The organism is Tenacibaculum halocynthiae, assembly GCF_964512825.1.
In the GTDB taxonomy this organism is placed as follows: domain Bacteria; phylum Bacteroidota; class Bacteroidia; order Flavobacteriales; family Flavobacteriaceae; genus Polaribacter; species Polaribacter halocynthiae.
The window spans coordinates 134,408-153,992 of the sequence record NZ_CAZELG010000009.1; the positions used below are offsets into that span (position 1 = coordinate 134,408).

The window sequence follows — 19,585 nt, forward strand, 5'->3', positions numbered from 1 at the left end:
AAGTTTGGTTAGACGAAAAGGCCTTGAATGAGAATTTAAGGTCTTTTTTATTTTATAAACTAAATGAATTGAGTGTTTTTAATAGGGTAGATTTTGATTTAAAATAACTAAACTGATTTTTAATTAACTTTAATTCATTTTCTATCGATTTAACTTCTCTGTAGTTAACAAGGAACATAGATCCTTCACCTAAATAAAATTTTCGTTCTTCACTTTTTAAAAGCTGTTTGTAGTCTTTAGCTAGATCATTTAATATTCTATTTTGTTCTTTATATGAGTTAATTTGTTCTGTGTTACTTTTTATTTTATTGTCTATAGCTACTTTTGTTGATGAAATATCAAAGTCTATTTCTTTCAATTTTAAGTTGGCTAATTTTAAATCAGCACGTTCTTTTCTTAGAAATAGAGGTAAACTAACATTTAACCCTCCTTTGTAGTTAGATGTTGAAAGTGTATTTACATTTTGATAATCAGTAGTTAAAAAATTATATTGAAGATCTATTTTCGGAAGAAGATTGTTTAGTTTAAGTTTTCTTGATACTTTAAACCCTTCTTTTTTTAATTGTAAAGCTTTTAATTTAGGATGATTATTAGTGTTAAAACTAGCGGCTTTTATAATTGAATTTCCAAGTACCAAATCAATATTATTTATAGTATTAAGATCAGGAGTTATTAAGTCACTTAATTCTAGTGGTAAATCATTATTTAACCACAAATAATTGGAAAGCTCTAACTTAGATTTAGTATGACTTATTTTAGATTTCTCAAGGTCTAATAGTCTGTTTTTTAAATTGATGTTAGCCTCTAGTGTATCAACTGCAGGTTTATCTCCTGCGATGAAACTTTTTCTAACATTATCTAGTCTAGTTTTTGCATTTGTTAGATAGTTATTGTAAACCAATTGTGTTTGGTAGTTTTTTAACCATTTAAAATAAGAGTTTATAGCGTTATATAATATTTCGTTTACTAATAGTTTTTGTTTTTCTATTGATTGTTTTCTGTAAAGCTTGGCTTGTTTTAAGAAAGCCATTCTTTGGTTAATTAATAATCCTTTAGCAAGAGATACTGAAACCCCAGCTGAATATAATCCTTTTTCAGGGGTTTTAAATTCTGGATTTAAATAGTATCCATCATTGTTTTCATAATTGGCTTTAAATTCTATACCATACCATGTTGGTATTTTGAATGTTGTATTCAGTTTGTTATAATATTCTGTGTTTTTAAAGTTTTTACGAGTATAATCAACTTCTATTTTAGGATCAAAAGCACCTCTAGCCTTGAGTAATTTAGCTTCCCCATTGCTTGTTGTTAATTTAGCTTGCTTTAATAAAGGATGGTATTTTTTTACATATCCTAAATATTCTTCTAATGAAAGTGAGTTCTTTGCTTCTTGAGAAAAACTAAAAGTATTGCAACAAAAAATTAAAATGATTAAAATTTTTTTCATTATTTTTTATTTTTAGTTTCTGCTTGTTTCTTGTTTTTAGGCTGATAAAAGTTAGGAGGGAAACTGTTAATTTGCCTCCATAGTTCATACCATATAGGTACATTTTCTAATAAGGCAATTGATCTTGCTCCTGAGCCTATTCTAACAGCTTTTGGCCATGGTTCATACTCTTTATCTTGTGTTAGTAGTACTCGGTATTTTCCATTGCTACTAATATAATTTTCGATTGCTATAACTTTTGCACCATAGGTACCGTAGGATACATTAGGCCATCCACTAAAAATGATTGCTGGCCAACCGTCAAATTGAACACGTACTTTTTCACCTATATGTATTAAAGGTAAATCTATAGGTTTAACATACATCTCAACTGCTAAATCATAATTAGCAGGCATTATACTAACTAGTTTTTCACCTTCTTTAAAGGTTTCTCCAATACCTGAAATAATGGCTTTGTTGATATATCCATCTTGAGGAGCAGTAACAAAAAGTAAACTTTCACGTTTTTTATAGTTAGCTAAACTAGACTCTAATTTTGAAACCTGCGCTTCACTATTAAAGGCACTCGATTGAGCAGTAAACACATTACTTTGTGCTTTTGCTAATTTATCATTGTAGGTTGCTTTAAGTGTAGATATAGTAAGCTTGGCATTTATAACATTATTTTCAGTAGTTAATAATTTGTTTTTTTGAGAAATCAATTTTGCATTAGCTTCCTGAAGTTTTGCTCTTTTCTCTTCAACATCTTTAGTAGCTTTTAAACCTTCTTTTTGAAGTGTAACTGTTCTTTTATATTGAGTTTTAGCAATAGTTGTTTTTATTTTCACAGCTTCTAAATCAATACTATCACTTTTTACTTTTAAATACGCTTGCATAAGTTTGTTTTGTGCTTGCGCAAGTTTTAGCTTTCGTTCTTGTTTTAATGCAATAATTTGATTTTTGTAAGCTTGAGTTTTATTTTGGTAGGCAATTACAGAAGAAGCTTTTGCGTTTAATTGATTACCGGTTCTTTCAGATAATTTTGCATCAAAATAATTGCTTTTTATTTCTGATATTCGAAGAATAGTATCTCCTTTTTTTACATAGTCTCCTTCCTGTATAAACCATTCTTCAATTCGCCCAGGAATTTGTGATTGTAAAGTTTGCGGACGATGATTAGGTTTAAGGGTAGTAACACTTCCTTTGCTAGTTATGTTCTGAGTCCATGGTAAAAATAAAATTACAATTAAGATGAAGGTAAAGAAAAGTAAGAATTTTTTAAATCGTTTATGATATTGTTTAGTGAAAATTTCTTTACCAGACTTAAAGGTGGTAATATCAATATATTTTGATATTTTATTGTTAGAGATATTTAACATAGCTTAGTGTTTAAGGTTTATAATAGCGCCTTTTTCAAGCGTAATATGCTTATTACATTTTTCTTTCCATGTATAATTACTACTAACTACAATTAAACTCCAAGGCTGAGAGCTATGTGTTAAGAAATCGATTATTTTCTGTGTTTCTTCTTTTTTAAATTGATCTAATGGGTCTTCTAGAATTAAAACTTTAGGTTTTTTTATTATAGCCCTTGCTAAAATTATTTTCTTAGCTATAGTATAGGCTATTTGTTTTCCATCAGGTTTTAAAATTGTACTTAAACCATTAGGTTGTTGTTTTATAAAATCTTTTAAGCCTACTTTTTCTAAGGTTAGGTATATTTGTTCATCCAATATGTCTTTATTTCCAAAAGTAATGTTCTCTCTTATGCTTCCTTCAAATGGGGTTTCTTCTGATAATGATAAACCTAGATTAGCTCTGTACTTATTTAAGTGTAAGCTGTTAATGGACTGATTATTAATAAAAATATGACCTGATGTTGGTTCTACTAAACCTGAAATTAGTTGTAGTAAACTTGATTTACCACTTCCGCTTTCTCCTTGAATTAATATCCTATCTGTTGGTTTTACAATTAGTGAAATATCATTTAATATAGGTATGTTTAAGGTGTTTACTTTATAAACAACACTTTGGAGTTCTATAGATAATTCTTGGTCTCCATTAATTAACTCTCCTTCTTGGGCTTCAATTGGCTTGTCAATTATTTGTCCAAGTTTTTCAATGGATGTTAACACATCGTAAAATGATTCTAAACCAATAATTAGTTTTTCAACCGATGTAATTATTAAAAGAATAATGATTTCTGCAGCAACAAATTGTCCAATATTCATTTTTTGATTCAATACTAAAAAACCTCCTATTAATAATAGTCCAGCAGTAACCAGTACTTTAAAACCGATCATTTGTATGTACTGTAGTATTAAAATTTTAAAATGTTTTTCTCTTGATTGTAAATAATCATCTACTAAATTATCAGTTTTATTAAGCGCCAAATTTGTTTTACCAGATAATTTAAAACTCATAACTGTTCTTGCAATTTCTTGTAGCCAATGAGCAACTTTGTATTTGTTTTTAGATTCTTTTAAACTTGTTTCTAATCCTTTTTGTGCAGTGTATTTAAATACTATGAAAATTAATAATAGTAATAAGAATCCAAAGAATATAAAGAAAGGATGGTAAAATGATAGTAATAATAAGGCGAAAATTATTTGTAAAAAAGCTGATGGAACATCAATAAGTATTTTTGATAGCCCTTTTTGAATAGTAAGTGTATCAAAAAAACGATTAGCTAGTTCAGGCAAGTAATAGTTTCGTAATTCACTCATTTTTATTTTGGGAAATCTATAGCTTAACTCTAAAGATGCTCTCGTGAAAATTCGTTGCTGTATAGTTTCGATGATTCGCATTTGCATTAATTTTAAGATACCTGCAAAGGCAACTCCACCAGTAACTAAAATAATTAAAACGATCCAAGAAGCAGAAACTTGAGCGCCTTGTAATAAATTAATGATAGCTTGTATTCCTAGTGGAAGAGACAAGGCAACTATACCTTCAAAAATAGCATAGTATGCTATTTGAAGTATGTCTTTTTGTTCTAGTTTAACAAGCCCTAAAAAACGTTGCCATGGAGAAAGTATTTTGTTATTCATTTAATAATGTCTTTAATACTAGTTCAATAAAAAAATCAGTTGGATTATCGTTGCTTTTAAAATTTGTAATTGAAGGAAAATGTTGCTTGGTAAAGTGTTGATGAAGTGAACTTTCTGTTATAGTACTAGCTAAACTCAAAGGATATTTATATTTAGGATTGTGCCCAGAAATCATTTCAGATAATCTTTTTACAACTCTTTTATAGGTCATAAAATATCCTTCTTTATTTTCAGCATCAACATCTATAGTTAAATAAGATTTAGAATTTTCGTTTATTACAATCTTATTTAATAAAATCTCATTAATATGCCCATAATTACTGTCTTGAACAGTGGTTCTCGTAACAACTTTTAGAGCGGTAATTAATTTATCTTTAGAATTATTAATACTATATGTTTCAATAACTAATTGATATTCTATCCATCCCCAATACCAAGAGGTTAAATAAATTAACAAGTTGTGTTTGCTTTCAAAATATCTATATATAGAACTTTCGTTTGATCCAATTTCTTTTCCGAGTTTTTTGAAATTGAAGCTTTCGAAGCCAAATTTTTCAATTAAAATAATACTATATTCAACTATTCTTTTCCCTAAATCGGATGATTCAGGGTTTTTTATATAGATCCCTTTTGGGGTTTCTATTTTAATATTTGACAGTAAATTTTTCATAATTAAAAATATTTACCGCAAAGTTAATAGTATTACTTTCAATAATGAGTAAAAGAATGTTAAATAAATATAAATATTTACTTACAGTTAATAAATGAAAATAATGTGATTAATTTAATTTTTTAAATGTAAAATCTATTTTAAAACTATCATTTGAAACTTGAGCATGTAGATTTGAGTTGTTTTTCCAATATTTTATTTTTTTTGGGAATTCATTTAATTTATTTTCACAAATAAATGATGAATCTGTTTGTTGTATGAATTTAAATAGAGTAGGTTTATTGTTAACACCTGTAACTTTAAGATGCAGAGTGTCGTTAATAGTTTCTATAGTTAGAATTTCTTTAAAAATAGTATCTCCTTTTTTTAGTGTAAAGCCTGATCCTTTATAACTTGAGTTCCAGTTTTCATATGTAATTTGATTAGGTTTATCATTTATGCGTTGCCATTTTCCAATAAGAAAAGTAGGTTTTAATGTGTTAGATTTGCAGGAAAGTATAAGAGTAACGCATAAAAAGAGAAAAAGAAATCTCATAATAAGTTTGTTTTAAGTTAGTTGTGTGTTGCTCAAATTTAAAGAAAAATCGTAAATTCGCAATCCAAGAAAAGATATAATGCTAGACAAATTACAGATAGTTAAACAACGCTTTGATGAAGTGTCAGATTTAATCATTCAACCTGACGTGATTTCTGATCAAAAACGTTACGTACAATTAAATAAAGAATATAAAGATTTAGGAAAAGTTGTAAAAAAAGCAAACGAATACGAAGGGCTTGTAAATACAATTGAAGAGGCTAAAGAAATTATAGCTGATGGAAGTGATGCGGAAATGGTAGAAATGGCTAAAATGGAAATGGAAGAGTCTAAAGCTCGTATCCCTGTTTTAGAGGATGAAATCAAGTTCTTATTAATACCTAAAGATCCTGAAGATGGTAAAAACGCTGTAGTAGAATTACGTGCAGGTACTGGTGGTGATGAAGCAAGTATTTTTGCTGGAGATTTATTTAGAATGTATACTAAGTATTGTGAAGGAAGAGGCTGGAAAGTTTCTACTGTAGATTTTTCTGAAGGAACCAATGGAGGGTTTAAAGAAATACAATTTGAAGTTAGTGGAGATGATGTGTATGGAACGTTAAAGTTTGAAGCTGGTGTACATCGTGTACAACGTGTGCCTCAAACGGAAACTCAGGGTAGGGTTCATACTTCGGCAGCTACTTGTATGGTTTTTCCAGAAGCTGAAGAATTTGACGTAGAAATTAATCCTAAAGACGTTCGTATTGACTTTTTCTGTTCATCTGGTCCTGGAGGTCAATCTGTAAATACAACTTATTCAGCTGTTCGTTTAACGCATATTCCAACTGGTTTAGTAGCACAATGTCAAGATCAAAAATCACAACATAAAAATAAAGAGAAAGCTTTTAAAGTATTACGTTCACGTTTGTATGATATGGAGTTAGCTAAGAAACAAGAAGCTGATGCTGCAAAACGTGGGTCAATGGTTACATCTGGTGATCGTTCTGCAAAGATTAGAACATACAACTACCCACAAGGACGTGTAACTGATCATCGTATTGGATTAACATTGTATGATCTACAAAATATTGTAAACGGTGATATTCAAAAAATTATTGATGAATTAATGTTAGCTGAAAATACGTCTAAGCTAAAAGAATTAGGAGAAACAATTTAATATAATATATAGAGCTCAATCGTTTAAGATTGAGCTTTTTTATTTACTGGCATTTATTTGTTTACTCATTAAATAAGTTATAAATTTGTACCTTCATTTTTGTTCTATCCTTAAAGGGGAAATATCTGAGATTTTAAAAACACTTTTTTAAGTGTTTAATCAAAACTTCAAAGTTACTTTTTATTAAGTTTTTCTTTTTTTTAATAGAATTATTTAACCTGTAAAGGTTAGGTATTTTCATGCTAAAAGTATTCAATATAAAATAGGTTTACTTATAGTATGTAAAATGAAGTTTAAATAGAGAGTAATTTAAGAATATTAAATATAATAATATATGTTAAAAATTATAGTAAAAGAAGGTGAGAACATAGATAGAGCCTTAAAACGTTACAAGCGTAAGTATAGAGACGTTAAAATTTTACAACAATTAAGAAATAGAAAACAATACGATAAGCCATCTGTAATTAGACGTGCTGAAGTTAAGAAAGCAGCTTATAAAGAGCAACTATTCAAAGAAGATTAGTATTTGTTTTTTAGAATAATAAAAAAGCTCAATCTATAGATTGAGCTTTTTTGTGTTTATATAAGTAGCTTTTTATGAAAATAAGCTATCAATTTTTTCACGTTCTTCAGCAGCTAAAGCAGAATCAACTAAAATACGACCACTATGCTCATCTATCGTAATTTTTTTACGATTAGCAATCTCTAATTGAATTTGAGGTGGAATAGTAAAGAAAGATCCTCCAGCAGCACCACGTTCAATAGAAACAACAGCTAATCCGTTTTTTACTTTATTACGAATTCTTGAATAAGCATTTAATAAATGAGTATCTATAGATTCAGAATACTCTTTAGATTTGTCTTTTAATAATTGCTCCTCTTTTTCTGTTTCTTTTAAAATGGCATCAAGTTCATTTTTCTTGTGAGTTAAATGATTTTCTTGCTGAGTTAATTTGTCTTTTGTACCTGCAATTACCTCATTTTTCTGAGCTATTTTAGCTTTGTACTCTTTAATTCTTTTTTCTGATAATTGAATTTCTAATTCTTGATATTCAACTTCTTTTGTTAAAGAATCAAATTCACGATTGTTACGAACATTCTTTTGTTGTTCTTCGTACTTCTTTATAAGAGCTTTAGATTCAGTAATAGCTAACTTTTTACTATTAATATCAGATTCTAAACTAGCTAAATCGCTTGATAAATTAGAAAGTCTGGTATTTAATCCGGCAACTTCATCTTCTAAATCTTCAACTTCTAAAGGTAATTCACCACGAACATTTCTGATTTCATCTATTCTAGAGTCAATTAGCTGTAAATCATATAACGCTCTTAATTTTTCTTCTACCGTTACTTCTTTTTTTGCCATCTTTATATATAGTATATTGGATTTGTACTTTCTTCGCTTAAAATAATTGCAAAAGTACTAAATTTTTTGCTAAGATAATCAACCAAAATATTTTTTGTAAACTGCTCACTTTCATAATGGCCAACATCTGCTAATAAAATCTTTTTTTCTGCCTTAAAAAACTCATGGTATTTAAAATCAGAACTTATGTATGCATCAGCTTTAGCTCTTATAGCATTATTAATAGCAAAACTTCCTGAACCTCCTAATACAGCTACTTTTTTTATCGATTTATTTAATAATTCTGAATGACGAACACAATCAGTTTTAAATGTTTTTTTAACAAATCGAAGAAATTCATTTTCATTCATTTCAGAAGAAAACTCTCCAATCATTCCCATTCCAACATGTTGATTTTTATTATTAAGTGTTATTATTTCGTAAGCCACCTCTTCATATGGATGGTTGTTAAATAAGGTGTTTAGTATTTTTCCTTCTAAATAACTATCAAAGGTTATTGAAATACATGTTTCTTCTTCAAATGCTAATTCTCCTTTTTTACCAATTTTAGGATTTGAACTTTCATTTCCTTTATAACTCCCTTTTCCATCCATATTAAAGGAACAATTATCATAATTACCAATAGTACCAGCTCCAGCTTTAAATAATTGTTCTCGAAGAGAGTTAGCATGATTAATGGGTACGTATGTAGTTAGTTTTTTAATAATTCCTTTTTTAGGAATTAATGTTTTAATGTTTTGTAATCCTAAGACTTCACACATTTTAGCAGAAACTCCATTTTGAACATTATCTAAAGCCGTATGTGTAGCGTAAATAGCAATGTTGTTTTGAATAGCTTTTAATACAACTCGTTCAACATAGTTGTTTCCATTTAATTTTTTTAGGCCACTGAATATTATAGGATGAAAACTTATGATTAGATTACATTTTTTGGCTATTGCTTCATCAATAGTTTTTTCTAGAGTGTCTAAAGTTACTAAAACACCTTTAACTTTTGTTGAGTAACTACCTATAAGAAGTCCTACATTATCAAAATCTTCTGCATAAGAAAGAGGTGCTAATTGTTCAATATAATTTGTAATATCTCTTATTTGCATAGTTAAGTTTTACAAGTTTTAATTCAATATCAAAGTTAAGATTTTTAATTACTTTCGTTGTAATGAAAGTAATCCGTTTTTTATTATTTCCAATAGCCGTTATATATGATATTGTTACGAGTATTCGTAATATATTGTTTGATAAAAATTTTTATAAAGAAAAATCTTTTGCTTTTCCAGTAATTGCTGTAGGTAATTTAAGTGTTGGAGGAACGGGAAAATCTCCTCAAATAGAATATTTAATACGTTTATTAAGTAAAAACTATAAGCTAGCTACATTAAGTAGGGGATATAAAAGAAAAACAAAAGGGTTTCAAATTGTAACTTCAAAACATTTAGCAGAAGATGTAGGCGATGAACCATTACAATTTTATAAGAAGTTTAATGATAAGGTTACTGTAGCTGTTGATGCAAATAGAGTTAATGGTATCCAGGAGTTGATAAAGCAAACAAATAAGCCAGAAGTTATATTATTAGATGATGCTTTTCAGCATAGAAAAGTTAAGGCAAGTTTATATGTGTTATTAACTAAGTATGAAGATTTATATGTAAATGATTACATTTTACCAACTGGAAATTTAAGAGAAAGTAGGAGAGGAGCTAAAAGAGCAGATATTATAATTGTAACTAAATGTCCAGATGATTTATCAGATAAAGAGCAAAAAGATATAATTAAGAAAATTAATCCAGAAAGTTATCAAGAGCTGTTTTTTACAACAATTTCATATGATACAAAGTTGTATGGGAACCAAAATATACTTATTGATAAGTTAATAGGAGAAGAAATTATCGTGGTTACTGGAATTGCAAATCCAGCCCCTTTCTTACAATTTTTAAAATCTAAAAATATAAAAGTTAGACATTTGAAATTTTCAGATCATCATCACTTTACTAAAGGTGATATTGAAAAAATAAAGTTGGAATACAATAATATTGTATCCTTAGGGAAAGTAATACTTACAACTGAAAAAGATTTTGTTAGATTAGAAAATAGGGTAGATAATCTATTCTATTTACCAATAGAAAGTTCATTTTTAACAAATAAACAAAAGTTTGATACTATAATTGAGGGGCATGTAACAACTATGCTCAATTAATAATGGTATTATTTTTGATATTTTGGAATAGGTAAAATAAATATAGATGAAAAAAATAATAACCTTTTTAGTTTTGTTATTTGCAGTTAACATTGTTTTTTCACAAAATAAAGCAATTACTGATGAGTCAAATAAACAGATTAAAGTTACTTGGGAAACATCTTATGAGGAAGCTTTAAAAAAGTCGAAAAAAGAGAAAAAACCTGTGTTAATCTATTTCACAGGATCTGATTGGTGTGGACCTTGCATAAAATTAGATAGAGAATTATTTCATACTAGTAAATTTGTAGAGTATGCTAATGAAAATATGATTTTATACATGGCTAATTTTCCAAGAAATAAGGATTTAGTTACTAAAGAAGTTGCTGTTGTAAACAAAAGACTAAGTAAAAAATATAAAAATTCTTTTCCTATGGTATTGTTAATAGATAAAAGGGAAAAGGTTTTAGGAGAAAAAAGAGGAAGCTATATGACTGAATATTATTATCCTTTTTTTGAAGCTGTTATAAAAAAACATTATAAAAAAAATCCGAAGTAGTAGCTTCGGATTTTTTATTATTTTTTAGTTGTTAAATGTCTCTTTTGCTTGTGCGGCAATTTGTTTTATTTCTTGTTCATCATCTTTTGGGCATATTAAAAGTACATCATCTTTTTCAACTACTATAAAATTTGATAATCCTTGGATAATAACTTTTTTACGATTTTGAGTTCTTACCATATTACCACTTGAATCTCTAAAAATAGTTTTAGCTCCTACAATAGCATTTTTTTGCTCATCTTTAGGTAGTTTATTGTAAAGTGAACCCCAAGTTCCAAGATCATTCCATCCAAAGTTAACGGGCAAGACATGTACGTTTTTAGCACGCTCCATTACTCCAAAATCAATAGAAATATTTTCACATGATTTATAGTTATTGTTTATAAAGTCATCTTCAAAGTCAGTATTATATACATTATTTCCATCATCTAAAGTAGCAACCATTTCAGGTAAAAATTCACTAAAGGCTTTTAAAATACTTTTTGTTGACCAAATAAATATTCCAGCATTCCATAAATAATCACCACTTGCTAAAAACTCTTTAGCTTTATCTAAGTTTGGTTTTTCAGTGAAGTTTTTTACTTTTTTTATACTAGATTCATGCTCTTCGAATTGTATATATCCATAGCCAGTATTTGGAGAGTCTGGTTGGATTCCAAGGGTCATCAAAATATCTTGTTTTTCACAAGCATTAAATGAAGTTTTAATATTGTTTAAAAATTCATTTTCATTTTCAATCCAATGATCAGAAGGTGCTACTAGCATTACTGCATTTGGATTTTGTTGATGTATTTTTAATGCAGAATATAAAATGCATGGAGCTGTATTTCGCATGGTAGGTTCTAATAGTAACTGCTTGCTTTTTACTTTAGGTAATTGATCTAAAACTAATGATTCATAGCGTTTATTTGTTGCTATTAAAATATTGTCTGAAGGGATTAGTTGATTTATTCGACTAAAAGTTTTCTGAATCAAAGATTCCCCTGTTCCTAACATATCATGAAATTGTTTAGGATATTGTTGTGTGCTTACTGGCCAAAATCTTGACCCAACACCACCTGCCATGATAACTGCGTAATAATTATTGCTCATAATTTGTATTGTATTAACTACTGAATAAGTAGAACTTCTGCATTTTGATTAAAAAGGTATACACGTTTATTGGTTAAGTTCAAACATTCATATCGTGTTCTACGCTTGTTGCCTCTTTTATATAGCCTGTTTTTAAATTGAAAAACATTTCCATTAGGAACTTCAAAGATAAAAATCTTTCCTGGTTCTGCTTTACCATTACGCAAAGCTAATGATAAATTTACATCTGTATCTGTACTAGCTTTCGGGTTTTTTAAATAATTAGCTAAATAAGGAAGTATTTGAGTAGGGTAAATCTCAGGTTCTAAGAAGGGAAGCATTAAATGTTGAAAAACAGTTTTCCATTCTTTACCATGAGGTTGTACCCTTCCAAATTTTTGGTGTGTAACATGATGGGCAATCTCATGAATTAACGTTAATAAAAACTGATAATGATTCAAGTTGTTATTTACTGTTATTAGCATCCTTCCATCAGGCATACGACGAAAGTCGCCATGCTTTGTTTGTCGTTGACTAACTATTTTTAGGTTTACTTGATGTTTGTTTATCAAATATTCAACCAAAGGGATAGCTTTTTTAGGTATGTATTTAATTAAAGTTTCTTTCAATTTATTCTATACAATTGCTTTATTATCTTCAATATATTAAAGTTTTTCTATGGAGTAGAACTAGAAACTTGTAATACTTTTCCATTGTAGTACTTATTTCCAGTTAATGAGAATTCAAAAATATAATCAGCCATTTCTTTAGCTGAAAGAGGAGCTTCATAGCCAGGGAATGCTTCTTCAAGCATTTCAGTTTGTACTGCTCCTAGAGCTAAAACATTAAAAGCTATTTGTTGGTTTTTATACTCTTCTGCTAATAATTCAGATAAAGTAATAACAGCTCCTTTTGCAGAACTGTATGCTGCAAGACCAGGAAATTTCATACTTCCTTGTATTCCTCCCATACTACTTACGGTAATTACGTGACTCCCTTTTTTCATAAAAGGTATTGCTTTTTTTGTTAGTTCGGCAACAGCAAAAACATTTACATTGTAAACTTCCTTAAAATCTTCAGTAGATAACTCTGAAAAAGGTTTATTTATTAGTTTTCCAGCATTATTAATTAAAATATCAACTCTAGTCCAGTTGTTTTTTATAAAGGCTTCAGCTTTTACCAAATCTTCATTAGAAGACAAGTCAACAGAAATAGTTGTAATGTTTTTATGATTTAAAGAATCAAGTGATTTTGTATTCCTTGATAAAGCCAAAACATTATGACCTTGATTAGCAAATTGTTTAGCCAGTTCATAACCTATTCCTCTACTTGTTCCAGTAATAATTATGTTCTTACTCATTTATAGTATTAGTATTTATTTTTGAAATTAGTTGTTTTAAATTATTCCATCTATCTTTTAGAATTAGATTTCTCTTAAAGGAAGATTGTTTATCTGCTATTTTTTTTGTGTATAGTATCCTGTCTCTAAGAACGGGATGATTGTTTAAGTATTTTGGTATTTCAATCTCATTTTCTTTTTTTAGAATTTGAAATAACTCTGGCATTCCAGATAAGTTTAAATTATTTTTTTGCATAATTTCCATACTATATATATCAGCTTCATTTTCTAAGTTACGAGAATATGACAATTGAGAAAATAAATGCGCATTCTTTGTTAAAACAGCGGAAATACTATTAAAATCATTAAATATAATAGAGAGAAATACTTTTCCGGACAAATTTCTGCTTAAATTTTTTAGTACATGTCTGTTTTCTATATGAGAAATCTCATGACCTATTAAAGCAGTTAACTGGTGTTCATTCTCTATTTTATTAAGTAGTGAAGAGTAAATCACTATTTTTCCACCAGAAAGAGCATAAGCATTCAATTCTTTATTATTTACTACATACGCCTTTATTGGAAAGGTAGTATTTACATTCATATCATTAATGAAAAGTTGTAATTTATTTGACTTTTCTTTATCAATATCTAAATCTTTCAATAGTACATTAAAAGTGTAATTACCAAATTCAATTATTTGTGTTTTATTTAATTTTGAAACAAAATTTATAGCTACAGTTGGAATAACATAAAAATATATAGTGAAGAGTATCGTAAAAACTGCTAAAAGCAGGCTTATTATAGATTTCTTTTTGTGTTTATGTAAAAAAGTATTAACTCTATTATTTAAATTTTTGTGATTACTTTTATTTAGGTACTCTATAAAATTATTGTCTGAGCTTTCTATTTTTTGAAAAGGAAAGGTATTGCCATAAGTAAAAGAAATTAATCCTTTTGTGTGAACCTCTGACTTTTTGATATTCTGAATATTCCATGAAATTTGTATAGGGTTGTTTTCTTTTTTTTTGAAAGAAATTTTCCAAGCTAAGGAGCTTGGTGAAATATAAGCTTCATGTGTTTGAGATGACTTCCCATCAAAATAGTTTACTTTAAAAGGCATTTATAGTAAATCTAAATCTAAAAAATCTAATAAGTCATCTCCAGATGCATCATCATAATCATCATAAGATGTTTGTTGTATAACATTAGTATTTAAACCTTCTTCAATTTCTAAAAAACGGAAAATAAAATTAAATGTTCTAATAGTAACCCATGGTGTTGCTATTCCTAAAGTTAACACAATCAATAAAAAATTAACTATCATTAATTCAAAAATATCACCAGGTTTAATATTTAACTTGAAATTTACTTTTTTTCCATCTTGTGTTACTTCTGTATTCTCAGCATAAAAAGTCCATAGATTTTTTAAATACCAAAAAGAATATATACCTAATGTAAGATAAAATAAAAGAATAAATTTTAAGTTAATCCAAAACAAAGTTTCTCCTTTACCTTTGAAATCAAAAGATAAGTTTCCAAATCGTAAATGACTCAGAATATATTTTCTAATTTCAATTTGAAACCAAGCACCATAAATCCCAAAAGTTAAGATAGTTAGAATCATTCCTGTAATAAACTTCCAAAAGAGTTCCATTCTTTTACCTAAATATTTAAAATGAATACCCTTCCAAGAACTTCTAGATGAGCGATAACGTATAGCACCATGAATAGCGAATGGAATGATAAGAATGAAAAATAAATAAAATATAGCAACAGTTAAAATAGTTGTAATTTGATTTCCAGATTGTAAACCATAAATTAAAGTTCCGTATAATAGAATAAAAATTATATATATTTTAACGAACCCTCTAAAAACCTCATTACCAGTACCATGAAAAGTAAAACGAGACTCATCTAATTCTGTAGATTGATAATGATATTTTAAAATTTCAACTTTAGCCCATGGATAGTATAGACCTAAGGTAAAAAGTGTTAATAATATATTTTTTAAAAAAATAATGGCAAATTCAACTCCACTACCAAAATATTTAAAGCTTTTTTTTTCAGTTTTTAAACTAGAAATAATCTCCATTGTAATTTTTAATTTGTTTTAAATCAAAAATGCAATTTTATTTTAGAGTGTGCAAATATTATAAAATTCACATTTTTAAATATTTTATGTAATTATTTACTATCTTTTTAGACTATACAAGAAACCTTATAAAGTTATGAAGTATATATTTTTGCTTTTTATTTTCGCCTTTATGTTTTCATGCTCAGATGGTATTGATAAGAATATAGATGATAATGTAAATGAAGATAAATGGCTTGTAGACGAAACCTATATAAAAGAAGGAGCTCCGTTTGCTTTTATAGATAACCCTAGTTTCAAGAAAGTAAATGAAATTGAAAATGTATCTGATGATGATCTTGTAATAATGTTTAATTATAAAGGGAGGGTTAAGGTTTTTCCTTATGTTTATTTAAATTATTCTGAAGTTGTAAATGATAAAATAGATGATTTAGAATACATAGCTAGTTATTGTCCACAAACAAAAAGTGGTATTTGTTTTAATAAAGTTATAGGTGGTAAAAGTTTGAACATGTTTGCCTCAGGTTTTTTATTTAAAGATAATTTGGTTTTAACATCACAAGAGGAAGATGTTTTTTGGTCGCAAATGTTACTTACTGGTATTAAAGGGGGTCAAAAATATATGGAGATAAATGATTTATTTTCAATAGAAACAACTTGGAAAACCATTAAAGACTATTTTCCTATGGCTCAAGTGTATTATCATAATTTACTTAGTAGAGGAGAAGTGAATAAGTACAATAGTGTAAAGAAAGCTAAGTCAACTAAGTTTTTTGGTATTGTTAATGGTGGAATTGAAAATTCGGTTGAAGTTTTTCCTTATTCTAGCTTTAGTAAGTTAAAGTTAAATAAGTTAATAGTTAATGGAAGACAAACTATTGTAATAGGTGATGAAAGTAAAAATATTTTCACTTCATTTTATGAACCTACTGGAGAAAATTTAGAACTGGATACTAGTTTTCCTTTAGTATTGAAAGATAATAAAGGAAATAGATGGAATATATTTGGTGAAGCTATTGAAGGACCTAAAAAAGGCACAAAATTAGCTTCACCTAGTTTTTTTCATGCTGAACTATGGGCATGGAATTTTTTCTATAAAAATAATGTTACTATGCATAACTAAAATAATGAATTATAATAATTAATTATTTTAACAATATCCCCTTCTTCTTTATATGTTAATTTGTTTTTTTTGATATAAATTTTTACTTGATCTTTTTTTTCGGTAATTAATTTAGTAACATTAGATTTTTTTAATTTAATTTTTTCTAATTTTTTATTTTGAATGTAACTATAGTAATTAACTATTTTAACATATTCAGCAGGTTTTACTTGTTGATTTGTCATTTTGTTAATGATAGGTTTTTTTAATTTCCCTGAATATTTCTTTAATAAGCTAATTTTACCATCAGTTATTTTTTCATAAAATTGCTCATTAATATTTATAAAAAATCTATTTTCTACATTAATACTTTCTACATTTTGATAAATGTAAACGCTGTCTCTTGAAATTTTTGACAAAAAAGCTTTTTCATCCAAATCATAATTCATGTTATTGATTTGATATTTTTTTCCAGTCTTAGAAGTAATTGTTGAATTGTTTTTCCAAGTATTAAATAAATAAAATGACCCTTTAACGCCTTTAAATTGATCATTTTTATTAAAGGCTCTAGCATCATTACGTTGAAAAGTACCTCCAAGTGTTTGAGTATTAAAGTTAACTTTCATTTTAGGAGCTTCACTTGAGTTAGTTGGCCAAAAAGTTCTCTTTCCTTGTGAATACAATTGATTTGTAATAATAATTACAAAAAATAAAATTATTTTTTTCATATCAGATTTTGTTGGTTATAGTTTTTCTTTTTGAGTTAATTTTTTTAAAAGTTGTTTAGTAGCTTGTTGTAATATTGTAATATTTTAATTACGTCATTCTCTTTTTTGTAAGACAATTTATTTGTTTTAGAGTATTTCTTTATTTCTTCTTTTTTAGAAGAAAGTAATTTAAGAATACTTGATTTCTTTAGTTTTATTTTTTTTATAGTATTGTTTTGCCTTGAATATAAAGTTTCAACTTTGATGTATTGGGGTTTCTTAACTATTTGATTTGTCATTTTATTTATAACAGCTTTTTTATACTTACCAGTATACTCTTTTAATAGTTGAAGTTTACCATTAACTAATATTTCATAAAATGTACCATCAATATTTTCAAACAAAGACAATGGAGTTTTAACGTTTTTAAGATTATTGAAAATGTATATACTATCATTGCTAATTTTTGCAACGAATTGCTTATTTTCTATATCATAATTTAAGTTATCAATTTTCAGTTTTTTGTTTGAAAAAGAAGTTAATGTTGATAGATTATTCCAAGCTTTAAACAAATATATAGAGCCTTTCATATTATCATTAAAATTATTTCCCGAATTTAAATTTAAGTTTTGAAATGTTCCTCCAATTTTTTGAGGATTAAAATTCATTCCATCAACTTGAGAGTTTACTAATAATGTTATAAAAGATAAACAAAGAAAGAATATTAACTTTTTCATAGTAAGGTGTTTGGGTTTAGGTAAATATAAAAAAAAACTACCTTTAAATTAATAAAGGTAGTCTTAAAAATTATATAATTTTTATACTTTTATTTATCCCACCATAATTTAGTGAATAAATCATCAGCACCTTGTGCAGCAACAGCAGCATCATAACTACTCTTATTTTGACTAGGTTCAGTTGAAGGATATGCATGTCTTGTAGGAATTTGATTAGTTCCATTCAAGGCATCAACAGCAGCTGTTAATACAGGGAAATCTAATCTTCTCCATTCAGCCCAAGCTTCATAAGGTTGGTAGAATAAAGAAATCCACTTTTGTTCAGCAATTTGATTCATATCTGTAGCAGCATTGTATGCTACTCCGGCAACACCTAAATAAGTTGTTGCATCAGCAGCAGAAACACCCCATTGTTCTAAAGAAGCTTTAACACCAGCTTCATAATAAGATTGTACAGTTCCAGAAATCCAGTTTAACTTGGCAGCTTCTGCTTTGTTAAATGAAACCTGAGCAAATGTGAATATAGGTAAAGATTTAGTTCCATTTTTGATTAAATCATCATTCATGAAAGACACATCAGCATTAGGAACAGTTCCTGCTCCTGCCCATCCGTAACGTAAACCAACATAATTTCCTGAAGAAGCAGCAGGAGCACCGAATTTAGGTAAACGAGGATCGTTTAAAGCTTGTAATCTGTTAACTAAAACATCACTTAAACATTCGTCAGTTCTACCAGAATCAACATAATCATCTTGGTAAGGGTTGTCATACTGGTCATCTGCGATACAAGCAAACATTATGTTTTCACTTGAAGATGTAATTGCACCAGCCATAGCTTGATTAAACATTGTAGCTGCGTAATCACCTGCATTAGGATAAACTTTAGCTAAACGAATAGCCATGTTCATTTTTAAAGTATTAGCAAACTTTTTCCATTTAGCCATGTCTCCTCCGAAAAAACTATCTCCAGAAGGACCAGCACCACCATCAATTTGCGCAAGAGCTTCGTCTATTTCTTTAAATAAATCTTTATAAATAAACTCTTGAGTGTCATATTTTGGATTAGGAGTATTTACACCACCTATAGCTTCAGTATAAGGTAGCATTCCCCATCTATCAGTCATCCATTGGAAATAGTAAGCTTTTAATATTCTAGCAACAGCAATTTGATTATTGTTCGATCCATAAGCAGACATGTTAGCTGCATCATTAGTATTAGCATCAATAATGGTTTTAAGAGCTAATATTGGTGTGTAAACATTTACTGTCCCTTGTTGATTTCTTATATCTCCATTTGGAGCTGTTTGATTAGTACCGCTTCCGGTTATATTCCAATTGAAATTTATTGTCTGATATCTAGATTCTTCTGTATATTGAGTTTGTGATAAATGCTGAACATATAATGACGGAGTAGCAGTACCAGATAAACTTAAGGCTCCAACTAGCTTTGCTTGACTTGCAGTTAATAGTGAAGGAGGTAATACTTCAGAAGGGTCGTTTAAATTTTTATTAGTCTCTCCAAAGTCATATGAGTCACAGCTAAAACCAACTAGTAAGAAGGTCGCTAACGACAAAGCTTTGTATATATATTTTTTCATT

General features: G+C 28.0%; 20 protein-coding genes. 5 read left to right on the forward strand and 15 right to left on the reverse strand.

The genetic code is table 11. The features are described 5' to 3' along the window. Positions 1-52 precede the first annotated feature (52 nt). From ACKTTQ_RS01265 to ACKTTQ_RS01285, 5 genes are all read right to left on the reverse strand, one after another. On the reverse strand, positions 53-1,447 hold the full coding sequence (locus tag ACKTTQ_RS01265; RefSeq protein ID WP_093868943.1) for a TolC family protein: 1,395 nt from the start codon (positions 1,445-1,447) through the stop codon (positions 53-55). Continuing rightward, a complete protein-coding gene (locus tag ACKTTQ_RS01270) occupies positions 1,447-2,805 on the reverse strand; it encodes an HlyD family secretion protein (RefSeq protein ID WP_093868942.1) in 1,359 nt (452 codons plus the stop codon). Before ACKTTQ_RS01270 ends, ACKTTQ_RS01265 begins: the two co-directional genes overlap by 1 nt. A 3-nt stretch (positions 2,806-2,808) precedes the next feature. After that, positions 2,809-4,476 carry a peptidase domain-containing ABC transporter gene (locus ACKTTQ_RS01275; protein WP_093868941.1) on the reverse strand — a complete coding sequence of 556 codons (1,668 nt, stop codon included), beginning with the start codon at positions 4,474-4,476 and terminating at the stop codon, positions 2,809-2,811. Beyond that, a complete protein-coding gene (locus ACKTTQ_RS01280; protein WP_093868940.1) occupies positions 4,469-5,146 on the reverse strand; it encodes a TetR/AcrR family transcriptional regulator in 678 nt (225 codons plus the stop codon). The genes ACKTTQ_RS01275 and ACKTTQ_RS01280 overlap by 8 nt, the downstream gene beginning before the upstream one ends. Before the next feature lie 109 nt (positions 5,147-5,255). Next, entirely contained in the window at positions 5,256-5,681 is a 426-nt protein-coding gene (locus ACKTTQ_RS01285) for a DUF6265 family protein (RefSeq protein ID WP_093868939.1), read from the reverse strand. A gap of 79 nt (positions 5,682-5,760) precedes the next feature. On the opposite strand from ACKTTQ_RS01285, the gene prfA reads away from it, so the two are divergent. Both prfA and rpsU read left to right on the forward strand, forming a co-directional pair. After that, entirely contained in the window at positions 5,761-6,837 is a 1,077-nt protein-coding gene (gene prfA, locus ACKTTQ_RS01290; protein ID WP_093868938.1) for a peptide chain release factor 1, read from the forward strand. Positions 6,838-7,171: 334 nt separating this feature from the next. Continuing rightward, entirely contained in the window at positions 7,172-7,360 is a 189-nt protein-coding gene (rpsU, locus tag ACKTTQ_RS01295) for a 30S ribosomal protein S21 (RefSeq protein ID WP_093868937.1), read from the forward strand. Positions 7,361-7,432: 72 nt separating this feature from the next. Here rpsU and ACKTTQ_RS01300 read toward each other — a convergent pair whose 3' ends face one another. Next, positions 7,433-8,203: a zinc ribbon domain-containing protein gene (locus ACKTTQ_RS01300; RefSeq protein WP_093868936.1), complete on the reverse strand. Its 771-nt coding sequence runs from the start codon at positions 8,201-8,203 to the stop codon at positions 7,433-7,435. A 2-nt stretch (positions 8,204-8,205) separates the two neighbouring features. After that, the gene (locus ACKTTQ_RS01305) at positions 8,206-9,300 is read right to left on the reverse strand and encodes a Nif3-like dinuclear metal center hexameric protein (protein WP_113786619.1); all 1,095 of its coding nucleotides are present in this window, start codon (positions 9,298-9,300) and stop codon (positions 8,206-8,208) included. Between the two features lie 62 nt (positions 9,301-9,362). Here ACKTTQ_RS01305 and lpxK point away from each other — a divergent pair, with 62 nt between their 5' ends. Continuing rightward, entirely contained in the window at positions 9,363-10,397 is a 1,035-nt protein-coding gene (gene lpxK / locus ACKTTQ_RS01310) for a tetraacyldisaccharide 4'-kinase (protein ID WP_408048216.1), read from the forward strand. Positions 10,398-10,443: 46 nt separating this feature from the next. Then, positions 10,444-10,935: a thioredoxin family protein gene (locus tag ACKTTQ_RS01315; protein ID WP_093868933.1), complete on the forward strand. Its 492-nt coding sequence runs from the start codon at positions 10,444-10,446 to the stop codon at positions 10,933-10,935. 24 nt (positions 10,936-10,959) lie between these two features. Here ACKTTQ_RS01315 and ACKTTQ_RS01320 read toward each other — a convergent pair whose 3' ends face one another. Genes ACKTTQ_RS01320 through ACKTTQ_RS01340 form a run of 5 tightly spaced genes read right to left on the reverse strand, consistent with a single transcriptional unit; the run spans position 10,960 to position 15,440 of the window. Beyond that, the gene (locus ACKTTQ_RS01320) at positions 10,960-12,027 is read right to left on the reverse strand and encodes a mannose-1-phosphate guanylyltransferase (RefSeq protein ID WP_408048217.1); all 1,068 of its coding nucleotides are present in this window, start codon (positions 12,025-12,027) and stop codon (positions 10,960-10,962) included. 17 nt (positions 12,028-12,044) lie between these two features. Continuing rightward, positions 12,045-12,635 carry a SprT-like domain-containing protein gene (locus ACKTTQ_RS01325; RefSeq protein WP_093868931.1) on the reverse strand — a complete coding sequence of 197 codons (591 nt, stop codon included), beginning with the start codon at positions 12,633-12,635 and terminating at the stop codon, positions 12,045-12,047. Between the two features lie 47 nt (positions 12,636-12,682). Next, a complete protein-coding gene (locus tag ACKTTQ_RS01330) occupies positions 12,683-13,366 on the reverse strand; it encodes an SDR family NAD(P)-dependent oxidoreductase (RefSeq protein ID WP_299135324.1) in 684 nt (227 codons plus the stop codon). Next, a complete protein-coding gene (locus ACKTTQ_RS01335; RefSeq protein ID WP_408048218.1) occupies positions 13,359-14,468 on the reverse strand; it encodes a M48 family metallopeptidase in 1,110 nt (369 codons plus the stop codon). Before ACKTTQ_RS01335 ends, ACKTTQ_RS01330 begins: the two co-directional genes overlap by 8 nt. Beyond that, positions 14,469-15,440 carry a YjgN family protein gene (locus ACKTTQ_RS01340; RefSeq protein ID WP_408048219.1) on the reverse strand — a complete coding sequence of 324 codons (972 nt, stop codon included), beginning with the start codon at positions 15,438-15,440 and terminating at the stop codon, positions 14,469-14,471. A 172-nt stretch (positions 15,441-15,612) separates the two neighbouring features. Here ACKTTQ_RS01340 and ACKTTQ_RS01345 point away from each other — a divergent pair, with 172 nt between their 5' ends. Next, positions 15,613-16,563 carry a DUF3179 domain-containing (seleno)protein gene (locus ACKTTQ_RS01345; RefSeq protein WP_408048220.1) on the forward strand — a complete coding sequence of 317 codons (951 nt, stop codon included), beginning with the start codon at positions 15,613-15,615 and terminating at the stop codon, positions 16,561-16,563. On the opposite strand, the gene ACKTTQ_RS01350 is transcribed toward ACKTTQ_RS01345, so the two are convergent. The 3 genes from ACKTTQ_RS01350 to ACKTTQ_RS01360 all read right to left on the reverse strand — a co-directional run bounded on the left by ACKTTQ_RS01350 (position 16,560) and on the right by ACKTTQ_RS01360 (position 19,584). After that, the gene (locus tag ACKTTQ_RS01350) at positions 16,560-17,270 is read right to left on the reverse strand and encodes a hypothetical protein (protein ID WP_093868926.1); all 711 of its coding nucleotides are present in this window, start codon (positions 17,268-17,270) and stop codon (positions 16,560-16,562) included. The two genes, ACKTTQ_RS01345 and ACKTTQ_RS01350, sit on opposite strands and share 4 nt — an antisense overlap. A 44-nt stretch (positions 17,271-17,314) precedes the next feature. Further along, a complete protein-coding gene (locus tag ACKTTQ_RS01355) occupies positions 17,315-17,986 on the reverse strand; it encodes a hypothetical protein (RefSeq protein WP_093868925.1) in 672 nt (223 codons plus the stop codon). Between the two features lie 89 nt (positions 17,987-18,075). Beyond that, positions 18,076-19,584 carry a SusD/RagB family nutrient-binding outer membrane lipoprotein gene (locus ACKTTQ_RS01360; RefSeq protein WP_408048221.1) on the reverse strand — a complete coding sequence of 503 codons (1,509 nt, stop codon included), beginning with the start codon at positions 19,582-19,584 and terminating at the stop codon, positions 18,076-18,078. Position 19,585: the final 1 nt, after the last annotated feature.